At 70.8% G+C, this 14,391-nt stretch carries 13 protein-coding genes and 3 tRNA genes; 10 read left to right on the top strand and 6 right to left on the bottom strand.

Annotation, left to right across the window (positions count from 1 at the left end; all coding sequences use genetic code 11):
* Positions 1-74: 74 nt before the first annotated feature.
* Positions 75-1,559 carry a N,N-dimethylformamidase beta subunit family domain-containing protein gene (locus J7F03_RS00430; protein ID WP_214946582.1) on the top strand — a complete coding sequence of 495 codons (1,485 nt, stop codon included), beginning with the start codon at positions 75-77 and terminating at the stop codon, positions 1,557-1,559.
* Between the two features lie 88 nt (positions 1,560-1,647).
* Positions 1,648-2,550, top strand: coding sequence for a phosphoribosylaminoimidazolesuccinocarboxamide synthase (locus J7F03_RS00425; protein ID WP_214946581.1), 903 nt, complete (start codon positions 1,648-1,650; stop codon positions 2,548-2,550).
* Between the two features lie 117 nt (positions 2,551-2,667).
* Here J7F03_RS00425 and J7F03_RS00420 read toward each other — a convergent pair.
* The 6 genes from J7F03_RS00420 to J7F03_RS00395 form a co-directional block, all read right to left on the bottom strand.
* Positions 2,668-2,740, bottom strand: a tRNA-Gly gene (locus J7F03_RS00420).
* Positions 2,741-2,762: 22 nt separating this feature from the next.
* Positions 2,763-3,374: a response regulator transcription factor gene (locus J7F03_RS00415; RefSeq protein WP_214946580.1), complete on the bottom strand. Its 612-nt coding sequence runs from the start codon at positions 3,372-3,374 to the stop codon at positions 2,763-2,765.
* Positions 3,371-4,612: a sensor histidine kinase gene (locus J7F03_RS00410; RefSeq protein WP_214946579.1), complete on the bottom strand. Its 1,242-nt coding sequence runs from the start codon at positions 4,610-4,612 to the stop codon at positions 3,371-3,373. The genes J7F03_RS00415 and J7F03_RS00410 overlap by 4 nt, the downstream gene beginning before the upstream one ends.
* 162 nt (positions 4,613-4,774) lie before the next feature.
* Positions 4,775-4,847, bottom strand: a tRNA-Gly gene (locus J7F03_RS00405).
* 81 nt (positions 4,848-4,928) lie between these two features.
* Positions 4,929-5,000: transfer RNA gene (locus J7F03_RS00400), tRNA-Gly, on the bottom strand.
* Positions 5,001-5,086: 86 nt separating this feature from the next.
* A complete protein-coding gene (locus J7F03_RS00395; protein WP_214946578.1) occupies positions 5,087-5,404 on the bottom strand; it encodes an Lsr2 family protein in 318 nt (105 codons plus the stop codon).
* A 356-nt stretch (positions 5,405-5,760) separates the two neighbouring features.
* Between J7F03_RS00395 and purS the strand changes: the two genes are divergently transcribed.
* The 8 genes from purS (at position 5,761) to purM (ending at position 14,318) form a co-directional block, all read left to right on the top strand.
* Positions 5,761-6,012, top strand: a complete 252-nt coding sequence (gene purS / locus J7F03_RS00390; RefSeq protein WP_008740952.1) for a phosphoribosylformylglycinamidine synthase subunit PurS — start codon at positions 5,761-5,763, stop codon at positions 6,010-6,012.
* A gap of 2 nt (positions 6,013-6,014) precedes the next feature.
* Entirely contained in the window at positions 6,015-6,695 is a 681-nt protein-coding gene (gene purQ, locus J7F03_RS00385; RefSeq protein WP_214946577.1) for a phosphoribosylformylglycinamidine synthase subunit PurQ, read from the top strand.
* Entirely contained in the window at positions 6,692-8,941 is a 2,250-nt protein-coding gene (gene purL, locus J7F03_RS00380) for a phosphoribosylformylglycinamidine synthase subunit PurL (protein WP_214946576.1), read from the top strand. The genes purQ and purL overlap by 4 nt, the downstream gene beginning before the upstream one ends.
* Before the next feature lie 90 nt (positions 8,942-9,031).
* Positions 9,032-9,607: a hypothetical protein gene (locus tag J7F03_RS00375; protein ID WP_214946575.1), complete on the top strand. Its 576-nt coding sequence runs from the start codon at positions 9,032-9,034 to the stop codon at positions 9,605-9,607.
* 96 nt (positions 9,608-9,703) lie between these two features.
* The gene (locus J7F03_RS00370) at positions 9,704-10,495 is read left to right on the top strand and encodes a maleylpyruvate isomerase family mycothiol-dependent enzyme (RefSeq protein ID WP_214946574.1); all 792 of its coding nucleotides are present in this window, start codon (positions 9,704-9,706) and stop codon (positions 10,493-10,495) included.
* Positions 10,496-10,535: 40 nt separating this feature from the next.
* Positions 10,536-11,366, top strand: a complete 831-nt coding sequence (locus tag J7F03_RS00365; protein WP_214946573.1) for an META domain-containing protein — start codon at positions 10,536-10,538, stop codon at positions 11,364-11,366.
* Between the two features lie 201 nt (positions 11,367-11,567).
* The gene (purF, locus tag J7F03_RS00360; RefSeq protein WP_214946572.1) at positions 11,568-13,085 is read left to right on the top strand and encodes an amidophosphoribosyltransferase; all 1,518 of its coding nucleotides are present in this window, start codon (positions 11,568-11,570) and stop codon (positions 13,083-13,085) included.
* A gap of 162 nt (positions 13,086-13,247) precedes the next feature.
* Positions 13,248-14,318 (top strand): phosphoribosylformylglycinamidine cyclo-ligase, encoded by a 1,071-nt coding sequence (gene purM / locus J7F03_RS00355; RefSeq protein WP_214946571.1) that lies wholly within the window; start codon positions 13,248-13,250, stop codon positions 14,316-14,318.
* Positions 14,319-14,391 lie beyond the last annotated feature (73 nt).

Here is a 14,391-nt window from a genome sequence, read left to right as displayed (position 1 = left end):
GTGACGGAGCGCGTGCGTTATGTGATGTGCTGGGACCGGTCGTGGCGTTCGGGGGAGCGAGGGAGGGGAGCGGTATGGGTGCGGAGCAGATTCGGCGTTGGGAGTCAGGTGCGCTCGCGCACGCGGTGACCGATCCCTTCGGGCAGGGCCCGCTGCCGTGGTTCCGGGGGAGCGAGCTCTACTACGACGACAACGGGCAGGTCGTGCCCTGGTACGTCGACCCGGCCGTCGCCGCGGGCCCCGGGCAGATCCCCCACGCCCGGAGCAACGGCGGCCCGCGGACCGCGGATGACGTGCACCGGCAGATCAAGGGGTTCACCTCCACCGGGGCGGTCGCTCCCGGCGAGGCCATCGACTTCCACATCACCGTCGACCCGCCGCAGCAGTTCTCCGTCGACGTCTACCGCATCGGGCACTACGGCGGCGACGGCGCCTCCAAGATCACCACCAGCCCCCGGCTCTCCGGCATCGTCCAGCCCGCGCCCCTGACCGCCGACCGCACCGTCTCCTGCCACCACTGGTGGCTCTCCTGGCGGCTGCAGGTCCCCTCGTACTGGAGTGTCGGGGCCTATGTGGCGGTCCTGACGACGGCCGACGGGTACCGCTCGCACATCCCGTTCACGGTGCGCGACGACCACCCGGCCGATCTGCTGCTCCTGCTCCCCGACATCACCTGGCAGGCCTACAACCTCTACCCGGAGGACGGGCGGACCGGCGCCAGCCTCTACCACGCCTGGGACGAGGACGGGCGGCTGCTCGGCGAGCGCGACGCCGCCATCACCGTCTCCTTCGACCGCCCCCACGCCGGCGCCGGCCTGCCCCTCCACGTCGGCCACGCCTACGACTTCATCCGCTGGGCCGAGCGCTACGGCTACGACCTCGCCTACGCCGACGCCAGCGACCTGCACGCCGGCCGCGTCGACCCCACCCGCTACCGCGGCCTCGTCTTCCCCGGCCACGACGAGTACTGGTCCGTCCCGATGCGCCGCACCGTCGAGCGCGCCCGCGACCACGGCACCTCGCTCGTCTTCCTTTCCGCCAACACCATGTACTGGCAGGTCGAGCTCTCCCCCTCGCCCTCCGGGGTGGCAGACCGGCTCCTCACCTGCCGAAAACGCCGCGGCCCCGGCCGCCCCAGCCTCTGGCGCGAAGTCGACCGCCCGGAACAGCAGTTGCTCGGCATCCAGTACGCGGGGCGGGTCCCCGAGCCCGCGCCCCTCATCGTGCGCAACGCCACGCACTGGCTCTGGGACTCCACCGGCGCCGCCGAGAACGACGAGCTGCCCGGCCTGGTCGCGGGCGAGGCCGACCGGTACTTCCCGCGCACCCAGCTCCCCGAGCACCAGAGCCGGATCCTGCTCGCGCACTCCCCGTACGAGGACGGCGAAGGCCACCGCCGGCACCAGGAGACCTCGCTCTACCGGTCCCCCAGCGGCGCGCTCGTCTTCGCGTCCGGCACCTTCGCCTGGTCCCCGGCCCTGGACCGTCCGGGGCACGTGGACGAGCGGGTCCAGCGGGCCACCGCCAATCTCCTCGACCGGATCTGCAAGAGGGACTGACCCGCCGGACCCCGGACCCGTTGTCCCTGTTCGCGAACAGGTGCGGGAGAATGGGCCGCGCGCTCGTACAGAACCACAGGGAGACTCCGTGCCCGGATTCGTCGAAAAGCCCGAGCCGGTCCAGGTGCCCGGCCTGGTCCACCTCCACACCGGCAAGGTCCGCGACCTCTACCGCGACGAGGACGGCAACCTCGTCATGGTCGCCAGCGACCGCATCTCCGCCGCCGACTGGGTGCTGCCCACGGAGATCCCGGACAAGGGCCGGATCCTGACCCAGCTCTCCCTGTGGTGGTTCGACCAGCTCGCGGACCTCGTCCCGAACCACGTCATCAGCACCGAGCTGCCCGCCGGCGCCCCGGCCGACTGGGCCGGCCGCGCCCTGGTCTGCACGAACCTCGACATGGTCCCCGTCGAGTGCGTGGCCCGCGGCTACCTCACCGGCTCGGGCCTCGCCGAGTACAAGAAGACCCGTACGGTCTGCGGTCTCGCCCTGCCCGAGGGCCTCGTCGACGGCTCCGAGCTGCCCGCCCCGATCTTCACCCCGGCCGCCAAGGCCGAGGTCGGCGAGCACGACGAGAACGTCCCCTACGAGGAGGTCGCGCGCACCCAGGGCGCCGAGACGGCGGCCCTGCTGCGCCAGACCACCCTCGCCGTCTACAACCGGGCCCGGGACATCGCCCGCGACCGCGGGATCATCCTGGCGGACACCAAGTTCGAGTTCGGCTTCGACAAGGACGGCAGTTTGGTCGCCGCCGACGAGGTGCTGACCCCGGACTCCTCGCGCTTCTGGCCGGCCGACCTGTGGGAGCCGGGCCGCAGCCAGCCGTCCTTCGACAAGCAGTACGTCCGCGACTGGCTGGCCTCCCCGGCCTCCGGCTGGGACTCCAAGGGCGAACTTCCGCCGCCCGTCCTCCCGCAGGAGGTCGTGGAGCAGACCCGCGCGAAGTACGTCGAGGCCTACGAGCGGCTCACCGGCCAGACCTGGGCCTGAGGCGGAAGCCCGGAAGGGGCCCCGGAAACGGGGCCCCGGACCGGGCCCCATGGGCCCTGAGCGGGCCGGAAACGGGAGAAGCCCCCGGTCCGAGGACCGGGGGCTTCTTCGTTACAGAGCGGACAACGCGACTCGAACGCGCGACATCCACCTTGGCAAGGTGGTGCTCTACCAACTGAGCTATGTCCGCATGCGCCGTAACGCGAGACCTACTATACCCAACCTCGCTCCCTCGCGAGACGCACTGCCGTGTGCCGGTTCTCGGCGCCCAGCTTCGACGCCGCCGAGGACAGGTAGTTCCGTACCGTCCCCTGCGACAGCGAGGCCCGCTCCGCGATCTCCGCGATCGGCGCCCCGTCCCCGGCCAGTTCCAGTACTTCCGCTTCGCGGGCGGTCAGCGGGGAGTCCCCCGCGCTGATCGCGTCGGCCGCCAACTCCGGGTCCACGTAACGGCCTCCGGCGTGCACGGTGCGGATCAGCTCGGCCAGCCGCTGCGCCGAGACCGTCTTCGGGGCGAAGGCCCGTACGCCCGCCTCCAGGGCCCTCTTCAGGTGGCCGGGGCGGCCGTGGCTGGTCACGATCATGGTCTTGCAGTCGGGGAGCTCGGCCCGCAGGGATGTGGCCACGCTCACACCGTCCGCCCCAGGCATCTGAAGGTCCAGCACCGCCACGTCCGGCCGGTGGGCCCGTGCCATCGCGAGGGCCTCCGGCCCCGAGGCCGCCTCCGCGACGACCAGCAGATCATCCTCCAGGCCCAGCAGCGCGGCCAGCGCGCCCCGGATCAGGTGCTCGTCGTCGGCCAGCAGTACTCGTACGGGGATCACGCCCGCGCCTCCTGTCGCATCCGCCCGGCCGGGCCGGGGATCTCGGCGAGCAGCCTGAACCGGCCGCCGCCCACTGGGCCGGCCTCCAGCGTGCCGTCCAGCGCCGCGAGCCGCTCCCGCAGGCCCGCCAGCCCCGAACCCGGGGGCCCGGCCGGGGCCTTGGGGGCCCCGTCGTTCTCCACCACAAGCGTGAGCGCGCCCGTGCGCTCCTCGGCGGTCAGCCGGATCACGCAGCTGCGGGCGTCTCCGTGCCGCAGCACGTTCGTCGTCGCCTCGCGGACCACCCAGCCGAGCGCCGACTGCACCTCGGCGGGCAGGTCGCCCTCCGCCTCGAACTCGACCCGGCAGTCCATCCCGGCCGCGCGCAGCACCCCGCGCGCGCCTTCCAGCTCCACCGAGAGGTCCGCCTCCCGGTAGCCCCGGACCACGTCGCGGACCTCCTTCTGGGACTCCCGGGCGATCCGCTGGACCTCGATCATCTGCTCGACGGCTTCGGGGCGTTCGCGCCGGGCCAGCTGGACCGCCAGCTCGCTCTTGAGGGCGATCACCGCGAGGTTGCGGCCCATCACGTCGTGCAGGTCCCGCCCGAAGCGCAGCCGCTCCTCGGCGACCGCGAGCTGAGCCTGGACCTCGCGGGCGCGGTCCAGCTCGTACACGGTGTTCAGCAGCCATCCCGAGAAGCCGCAGGCCGCGCAGAGGAAGAGACTGGTCAGCAGTACCCCGACGGCGAGCCCGGCGGATTCGCCGGCCGGGAGGCCGAGCGCGAGCGCCCCCACCCCGGTGCCGGCGGCCGCGACCGGGGCGACGTAGCGCATGTGCCGGACCTCGCGCAGGCACAGGACGAGCGTGCCGCTGGTGAAGCAGGTCATGCCGACGACCAGGGTCGGGGCCACCGAGGGGTCCCCGTCGCGGCCGGTCGCCCGGACGGCGAGGACGCCCAGCACGGCGGCGCCGGTCAGGGCGGCGGTGGCGACGGCGAGGCGCGCCGGCCGCTCGCGCAGGCCGACGATCCAGTCGATCGCCCGGGAGGAGAGGAACCCGACGAGCACGGAGTGGGCGCACACGAGGAGGAAGAGCGAGAGGGCGATCGCCGGGGAGGTGTCTCCGGCCACGGTGCCGAGCGCTGCCAGCCCGATCGAGAAGATCTCGATGAGCGCGAAGAAGTGGAACGACCAGCGGGTGTAGAGCTCGACCTTCCCGGCGCTGCTGCGGTTCTTCCACCAGCCGGTGATTTTCATGGTCCCAGTCTCGCGGCCGCCGGACCGTCCGGGCCATGACACATGTCATCGGACTTCGGGTAGGGCCCGAAGTCCGATGGGCGGGGATACGGCGATAGGGGGATACGGCGATACGGGCATACGACAAAGGCCCCGGTCGATGACCGAGGCCTTTGTGCGCTGAGCGGACGACGCGACTCGAACGCGCGACATCCACCTTGGCAAGGTGGTGCTCTACCAACTGAGCTACGTCCGCATACTCACCACGGCATGAAGTGCCGTGCGATGCGTGCATCACTCTACCTGATCCACAACCGTGGTCGGTAATGCGTTGCAGAGCGGGTGACAGGAATCGCACACTGCGCCTTCCCCCTGGAAGGGGGATGTTCTGCTACTGAACTACACCCGCACGACTTCGGGGTTAGGCCTGCGGCCTCGCCCCTTGGCGTGATCCACACACTAGCGGACCGGTAGGGGTGGATGGCAAATCGGCTCTCAGTGAGCGGCGTTGTACTCCTCGTAGACCTTCTTGGGGATCCGGCCGCGCGGCGGGACGTCGAGCTGGTTGGACCTGGCCCAGGCCCGGACAACCGCCGGGTCGGGGGCGATGGACGTGTGCTTGAAGGCCTTCCCGGAACGGGCCTGGCGGCGGCCGGCCGCCACGAAGGGGGCCAGGCCCTTCCGCAGTTTCTTTGCGTTGGCCTCATTGAGGTCGATCTCGTACGTCTTACCGTCCAGAGCGAAGACGACCGTTTCCACCGCTTCTCCACCGTCGATGTCGTCGGAGAGCGTGACTACTACGCGCTGCGCCACGGATATCGGTCCCTTCGTGCGGCGCCGCCTCCCCGCTGACGTGCGGGGTTGGAGCTGTGCTGCCGCCTGTGTGGATGTTTCGGAGCAATGCATCTTTCCGGTCCCGTCGCGCGGCGGATAATGCCGACACATCGGAGGAATCCTTTGTACCCCGATTCCCATTGCATTGCGAAGCCCAGTTAATTCTCTCCGCGTGTCCCGCCGCAATCCCGGGTACGTGGTTTTCCGGTGGATTTTGCGAAGCGTTGGTGAAGCCGAAACGGCTGGACGATCACACCACGACGATATCTACCCGCGTAGAAATTTTGGCCGGGTACGCTGAGGGAACCGCCTTCGCACCAACCACCTCATCGGGAGTGCCAGTGGCACGCGTCGTAGTCGACGTCATGCTCAAGCCGGAGATCCTCGACCCCCAGGGCCAGGCGGTGCAGCGTGCACTGCCGCGCCTGGGCTTCGAAGGGATCGCCGACGTCCGCCAGGGGAAGCGCTTCGAACTGGAGGTGGAGGGACCGGTCGACCAGGCCGCCCTCGACCGCATCCACAAGATGGCCGAAACGTTCCTCGCCAACACCGTCATCGAAGACTTCACCGTGAAGGTCGAGGCCTGACGGTGACCACTCGCATCGGAGTCGTCACGTTCCCCGGAACGCTCGACGACCGTGACTCGCTGCGCGCCGTCCGCCTCGCGGGGGCCGAGCCGGTCTCGCTCTGGCACCGCGACAAGGACCTGCACCAGGTCGACGCGGTCGTCCTCGCGGGCGGCTTCTCCTACGGGGACTACCTGCGCGCCGGGGCCATCTCCCGCTTCTCGCCGGTGATGGAGACGATCATCGAGCAGGCCAAGGGCGGCATGCCCGTCCTCGGCATCTGCAACGGCTTCCAGATCCTCACCGAGGCCCATCTGCTGCCGGGAGCGATGCTCCGCAACAACCACCTGCACTTCATCTGCCGCGACCAGAAGCTGCGGGTGGAGAACGCGGAGACCGCGTGGACCGGTGACTACACCGCCGGCCAGGAGATCTCCGTACCGCTCAAGAACATGGACGGCCGGTACGTCGCCGACGAGCGTGTGCTGGACGAACTGGAAGCCGAGGGCCGAGTGGCCTTCCGGTACGTCGACGTGAATCCCAATGGCTCGCTGCGCGACATCGCCGGCATCACCAACGCCGCGGGCAACGTCGTCGGCCTCATGCCGCACCCCGAGCACGCGGTCGAGCCGCTGATCGGGACGGGCCGCACCGACGGCCTCCCGTTCTTCACGTCGGTCCTGAAGAAGCTGGTCAACGCATGAGCCTCGACACGGTCAAGAACGCGACGGAGAACCCGGACTCCTCCCAGCCCTGGAAGGAACTCGGCCTCAAGGAGGACGAGTACGCCCGGATCCGGGAGATCCTCGGCCGCCGGCCCACCGGCGCCGAGCTCGCCATGTACTCGGTCATGTGGTCCGAGCACTGCTCGTACAAGAGCAGCAAGGTCCACCTGAAGCAGTTCGGCGAGAAGACCCCCGAGAACACGGCCATGCTCGTCGGCATCGGCGAGAACGCCGGCGTCGTCGACGTCGGCCAGGGCTACGCGGTCACCTTCAAGGTCGAGTCGCACAACCACCCCTCGTACATCGAGCCCTACCAGGGCGCGGCCACCGGCATCGGCGGCATCGTCCGCGACATCCTCGCCATGGGCGCCCGCCCGGTCGCGGTCGTCGACCCGCTGCGCTTCGGCGCGGCCGACCACCCCGACACCAAGCGCGTCCTGCCGGGCGTCGTCGCGGGCATCGGCGGCTACGGCAACTGCCTGGGCCTGCCCAACATCGGCGGCGAGGTCGTCTTCGACGCCTGCTACCAGGGCAACCCGCTCGTCAACGCCGGCTGCATCGGCGTGATGAAGCACGAGGACATCCACCTCGCCAAGGCCTCCGGCCCCGGCAACAAGGTCATCCTCTACGGGGCCCGCACGGGCGGCGACGGCATCGGCGGCGTGTCCGTCCTGGCGTCCGAGACCTTCGACTCCACCGGTCCGGCCAAGCGCCCGGCCGTCCAGGTCGGCGACCCGTTCCAGGAGAAGCTCCTCATCGAGTGCACCCTGGAGATCTTCAAGGAAGACCTGGTCTCCGGCATCCAGGACCTCGGCGGCGCGGGCCTGTCCTGCGCGACGTCCGAGCTGGCCTCGGCCGGTTCCGGCGGCATGCGCGTCGAGCTGGACACCGTTCCGCTGCGCGACGCGACCCTCTCGCCCGAGGAAATCCTCATGAGCGAGTCGCAGGAGCGCATGTGCGCGATCGTCGAGCCCGCCAACGTGGAGCGCTTCATGGCGATCTGCGAGAAGTGGGACGTCATCGCCACCGTCATCGGTGAGGTCACCGACGGCGAGCGGCTGGAGATCTTCTGGCACGGCGAGCAGATCGTCGACGTCCCGCCGCGCTCCGTCGCGCACGAGGGCCCGACGTACCACCGCCCGTACGCCCGCCCCGAGTGGCAGGACGCGCTCCAGGCCGACGACGCCGGCAAGCTGCCCCGCCCGCAGACCTCCGAGGAACTGCGCGCGCAGGTCCTGGCCCTGGTCTCGTCGCCGAACCAGGCGTCGAAGTCCTGGATCACCGACCAGTACGACCGCTTCGTGCAGGGCAACACGGTGCTCTCGCAGCCCGAGGACGCCGGCATGGTCCGCATCGACGAGGAGTCCAACCTCGGCGTCGCCATGGCCACCGACGGCAACGGCCGCTTCGCGAAGCTCGACCCGTACACGGGTGCGCAGCTCGCGCTGGCGGAGGCGTACCGCAACGTCTCGGCGACCGGAGCCAAGCCGCTCGCCATCTCCGACTGCCTCAACTTCGGCTCCCCCGAGGACCCGGGCGTCATGTGGCAGTTCGCCGAGGCCTGCCGTGGCCTCGCGGACGGCTGCCTGGAGCTGGGCACCCCGGTGACCGGCGGCAACGTCTCGCTGTACAACCAGACCGGCGACATCGCGATCCACCCGACCCCGGTCGTGGCGGTCCTCGGTGTGATCGACGACGTCAACCGCCGCACGCCGATGGCGTTCGCGGAGGCCGGCCAGCTGCTGTACCTGCTCGGCGACACCGCCGAGGAGTTCGGCGGCTCGGCCTGGTCCGAGGTCGTCCACCAGCACCTCGGCGGCATGCCGCCCAAGGTGGACCTGGGCCGCGAGAAGCTGCTCGGCGAGATCCTGATCTCGGCCTCGCGCGACGGCATGATCGACGCCGCGCACGACCTGTCCGACGGCGGCGTGATCCAGGCGCTCACCGAGTCCTGCCTGCGCGGCGGCAACGGTGCGCGGATCGTGGTGCCCGAGGACCTGGACGCCTTCACCTTCCTGTTCTCCGAGTCCGCGGGCCGGGCCATCGTGGCCGTCCCGCGCAGCGAGGAGCTCCGCTTCACCGACATGTGCGGTGCGCGGGGCCTGCCGGCGGCCCGGATCGGTGTGGTGGACGGCGAGGAGATCGAGATCCAGGGCGAGTTCACGCTCCCCCTGGCCGAGCTCCGCACCGCCCACGAGGCGACGATCCCGGCGCTGCTCGCCTGAGCAGCGGTTTTTTGGAGCCCCCGTCCGGTCTTTCCGGGCGGGGGCTCGCCCGTTTCCGGCATGATGCCCGTACTGAGGACGGGGGGACGCATGTCCGAGAACAGGGGCCGACGGCTCGGTACGTTCGGTGTGGTCGTGTGCATAGCCGCCGCGGGCCTGGGCGGCTGGTTCCTCTACGAGTGGAACGGGACCCGTCAGGACCGCGCGAACAGCCGAGCGGAGATCACCGAGGCCTGCGAGGGTCTGGTGGACCCGGAGCGGGTGATGCGGCTCGGCCGCCCCGCGGACAAGGTGGACGCCGGCGAGCGGGGGGACCACCTGTGCGTGCTGCGCCGGGCCGCGATGTTCGAGGGCCAGGAGGAGATGTATGAGTACTTCTCCCTCACTGTGGCCGGCTCCCCCGGCGCCGTCACCGGCGACGGCCGGTTCGACTACGTCGGCGGTCGCTCCGTGGTGGTGACGGCGAAGTGCGCCGAGCCGGTCGAGGGCACCGGGGTGACCTCGTTCCGGGTTACGGCCACCTCCGAGTTCGAGCGCACGGACTTCGCCGACCCCGGGGAACTGGCCGCGCTGGCCCGGGAGGCCGCCCTGCGCGCGGCAGCGAAGGCGGGCTGCGCGACCGGCCTCCCCGAAGTGCCGCAGGACCTGACGGCGGCCGGCCGCTGACGTTCGATCGCCGACGCTCGGCTTGCCGGGTTCGCCTGCTGAGACTCGGCTGCCGCGGTCGGCCCCCGAGGCGTTCGGCGGCGTAGGGTCGGCCCCATGCCGCCCGCCAAGAAGAAGCCGCGCACCTACGATCACGCCAAGACCCGCGCGGCCGTCATCGCGCAGTTCGGGCACGTCCAGGACGCCGTACGGGGCCTGGACCCCGAGCAGTTCGCCCGGCCGAGCGGGGTCGGGGACTGGTCCGTGGCCGAACTCGCCGCGCACATCGCGTGGATCGCCGACTCGCTGGCCGCCGGCCTCGCCCGGCCGCCCGCCGCCGTCGCCGAACTGCCCGCGGCGGAGTGGCCCTTCGCCACCGCCTCGCTCGCCGGGAAGATCGCCGAGGCGGCCAAGGAGACCCTCGAGGGCGCGCCGCTGCGCGAGCTCTACGACCGGGCCGGCGCCCGCTTGGCCGAGGCGCTCGACGCGAACGCGGGGAGCCGGGTGCTCGACCTGTGGATCGGGGCCATGACGCTCGCCGACTTCCTGGTCACCCGTACGGTCGAGCTCGTCGTCCACACCGACGACCTGCGCCGCGCCACCGGACTGGACGTCCCGATCGACCGCCAGGCCCTGGCGGCCTGCACCCGGCTGCTCGCCGACGCCCTCGCGCTCAAGGCGCCGGGCGGCTCGGTGGAGGTGCGCGTCCCGCCGTTCGCGGTGGTCCAGTGCATCGAGGGCCCGCGGCACACCCGCGGCACCCCGCCGAACGTGGTGGAGACCGACCCGCTGACCTGGATCCGGCTCGCGACGGGCCGTACGGGCTGGGCCGAGGCGCTGGACGAGGCCAAGGTCCGGGCCAGCGGCGAGCGCGCCGACCTCTCGGCGCTGCTGCCGCTGATGAGCTGACCGGGCGGAACCGCCCCGGCGCGGGATCCGTCCCACCGGCATGCGTACGCTTCCGCTCCTCCCCGCCGCCCTGGTCGCCGTACTCGCGCTGTCCGCCACCGCCACCGCCTGCGGTGACGGCGGCGGCACACCGGGGAAGTCCATCGGCCGCGGTTTCTCCGGATCCTGGTCCGTCGAGAGCCTGACCGTGGACGGCAAGACGCTGACCGCCCCCGCCGCCGCCCAGCTGACCGTGGAGCGCGGCAAGGGCCACGAGGCCGAGGCCACCGGCAACTACGGCTGCAACGGCTTCACCGCCGGGGTCGTCTTCGACACCGGGACCACCATGACCGTGACGCCCGGTGCCGTCACCGACATGGCCTGCCCGGACCTGCCGTTCGAGACGGCCTTCGGCAAGCTGTTCCAGGGCCGGCTGACCGTCCGGCACCACCTTCAGGAGATCACCTTGACGGCGCCGGACGGGAACACGGTCAACCTGAGCTCGAAGCCCCGTGATCCCGAGCCCCCGCTCGCCGCCACCGTGTGGACGGTGAACTCCCTGATCGAGGGCGACCTCACCTCCTCGGTCCCCGCCGACGCCCAGGGCCGGGCCCGCTTCACGCTGGCCGCGGACGGGAGCGCGAGCGGCAACCTCGGTTGCAACCGGTTCGACGCGAAGGCCACCGTCGAGGGGAACAAGCTCACCTTCGGCCCGCTCGCCACCACGCGGATGGCCTGCCAGGGCGGGGCCGGCGAGGTCGAGCGGGCGCTGACCGAGCTGTTCGGCGGCGGCCCGCTCGACTGGAGGATCCGGGCGGACGTCCTCACCCTCAGCGCGAGCGACGGCAGCGGCAAGGCCGTCACCGCCACGGCGGCCTCCGCCGCGGAGTGAGGAGCCCAGGCTGACCCCGTCGAGCTGGGCGGGCTAAAGCTCGTGTGAACCCACAGGCGACTGTCAACCAGGGCAATCCGGATATCGAGAAGGTCGCACGAGCGGTCACCCTCCGCACGGGTTACCCGACTGTCCGCACTGTGACTTTTACGGGCCCTCTCCAATTCGGACCAGTGGTCGATCTCGCCTACACTCGGAAGCGTGCCTCGTGGTGATGGACGACTCAACCACGACCTGCTCCCCGGCGAAAAGGGCCCCCAGGACGCTTGCGGCGTCTTCGGTGTCTGGGCTCCGGGTGAAGAGGTCGCCAAGCTCACCTACTTCGGACTGTATGCACTACAGCACCGCGGACAAGAGTCCGCGGGCATCGCTGTGAGCAACGGTTCCCAGATCCTCGTCTTCAAGGACATGGGCCTCGTTTCCCAAGTCTTCGACGAAACCTCTCTCGGCTCGCTCCAAGGTCATATCGCGGTCGGTCACGCCCGCTACTCGACCACCGGAGCCTCCGTCTGGGAGAACGCGCAGCCCACTTTCCGCGCGACCGCCCACGGCTCCATTGCCCTGGGTCACAACGGCAACCTGGTGAACACCGCCGAGCTCGCCGAGATGGTCGCCGACCTTCCCCGTCAGGACGGCCGCGCCACCCAGGTGGCGGCCACCAATGACACCGACCTGGTCACCGCCCTGCTGGCCGGCCAGACGGACGACGACGGCAAGCCCCTGACCATCGAGGAGTCGGCCACCAAGGTCCTCCCGAAGGTGAAGGGCGCCTTCTCGCTCGTCTTCATGGACGAGGGCACGCTCTACACCGCCCGTGACCCGCAGGGCATCCGCCCGCTGGTCCTCGGCCGCCTGGAGCGCGGCTGGGTGGTGGCGAGCGAGACCGCCGCCCTGGACATCTGCGGCGCCAGCTTCGTCCGCGAGGTCGAGCCCGGCGAGCTCATCGCGATCGACGAGAACGGCCTGCGGACCTCTCGTTTCGCGGAAGCAAAGCCCAAGGGCTGTGTCTTCGAGTACGTCTACCTGGCGCGCCCGGACACCGACATCGCCGGCCGCAACGTCTACCTCTCGCGCGTCGAGATGGGCCGGCGCCTGGCCAAGGAAGCCCCGGTCGAAGCCGACCTGGTGATACCGACGCCGGAGTCCGGTACCCCCGCCGCCGTCGGCTACGCCGAGGCGAGCGGAATCCCGTACGGCTCCGGCCTGGTCAAGAACGCCTACGTGGGCCGGACCTTCATCCAGCCCTCGCAGACGATCCGCCAGCTCGGCATCCGCCTCAAGCTCAACCCCCTCAAGGAAGTCATCAGGGGCAAGCGCCTGGTGGTCGTCGACGACTCGATCGTCCGCGGCAACACCCAGCGCGCCCTGGTCAAGATGCTCCGCGAGGCCGGCGCGGCGGAGGTCCACATCCGGATCTCCTCGCCGCCGGTGAAGTGGCCGTGCTTCTTCGGCATCGACTTCGCCACCCGGGCCGAGCTGATCGCCAACGGCATGACGGTCGACGAGATCGCCACGTCGCTGGGCGCGGACTCCCTCTCGTACATCTCGCTCGACGCGATGGTCGAGGCGACCACCATCCAGAAGCCCAACCTCTGCCGTGCCTGCTTCGACGGCGTGTACCCCATGGAGCTGCCCGACCCGCAGCTCCTGGGCAAGCAGCTTCTGGAGTCGGAGCTGGCCGGCGGCACGGACGCCGCCGACGCGCTCCGGCGCCCGTAGGGACGCGAAGCCGCCTACGGTCCGCGGGCTCACCCGAGCCCGCGGACCCGTAAGCCCTGCTCATCCTGCTCATCCTGCTCAAACTGCGCGGGGCCTCGTCTTTCAGGCTTTTCCCGGGGCCTCGCACCACACGCAGCAACGACACGAAAGCTCTCTCCTGTCATGACAGAGAAGACCACCGGTGCCAGCTACGCAGCCGCGGGCGTGGACATCGACGCGGGAGACCGCGCCGTCGAGCTGATGAAGGAGTGGGTGAAGAAGACGCAGCGCCCCGAGGTCCTCGGCGGCCTCGGCGGCTTCGCCGGCCTCTTCGACGCCTCCGCCCTCAAGCGCTACGAGCGCCCCCTGCTCGCCTCCGCCACCGACGGGGTCGGCACCAAGGTGGACATCGCCCGCCGCATGGGCGTGTACGACACCATCGGCCACGACCTCGTCGCGATGGTCATGGACGACATCGTCGTCTGCGGTGCCGAGCCGCTCTTCATGACCGACTACATCTGCGTCGGCAAGGTCCACCCCGAGCGCGTCGCGGCCATCGTCAAGGGCATCGCCGAGGGCTGCGTCCTGGCCGGCTGCTCGCTGGTCGGCGGCGAGACCGCCGAGCACCCGGGCCTGCTGGGCCCGGACGACTTCGACGTGGCGGGCGCCGGCACCGGAGTCGTCGAGTACGACCGGCTGCTGGGCGCGGATCGTATCCGTACGGGCGACGCCGTCATCGCCATGGCGTCCTCCGGCCTTCACTCGAACGGGTACTCGCTGGTCCGCCACGTCCTCTTCGACCGGGCCGGAATGTCCCTGGAGCAGCACGTGGAGGAGCTCGGCCGGACCCTCGGCGAGGAGCTGCTCGAGCCCACCAAGATCTACTCGCTGGACTGCATGGCGCTCACCCGGACGGCCGAGGTCCACGCCTACTCCCACATCACGGGCGGCGGCCTCGCGGCCAATCTCGCCCGGGTGATCCCGGACCACCTGCACGCCACGGTCGACCGCTCGACCTGGACCCCCGGCGCAATCTTCGACCTGGTCGGCAAGTCCGGGCAGGTGGAGCGCCTGGAGCTGGAGAAGACCCTGAACATGGGCGTCGGCATGATGGCCGTGGTCCCGCAGGAGTCGGTGGACGTGGCCCTGACCGCGCTGGCCGACCGGGGCGTCGACGCCTGGGTCGCCGGAGAGATCCTCGACCGGGGCGACCACGCCGAGGGCGCGACGCTGACCGGCGACTACGCGAGCTGAGCGGTCCCGCGCGGTGCGAGCCGCGCGGGCAGCACAGAAACCCGGCCCGGGGCGATGCCCTGGACCGGGTTTT

The sequence above is a fragment of the Streptomyces sp. ISL-43 genome, assembly GCF_018614195.1.
Taxonomy (GTDB): Bacteria; Actinomycetota; Actinomycetes; order Streptomycetales; family Streptomycetaceae; genus Streptomyces.
The sequence above is the reverse complement of the archived record's forward strand: the minus strand, read 5'-3'. Positions and strand labels throughout refer to the sequence as shown.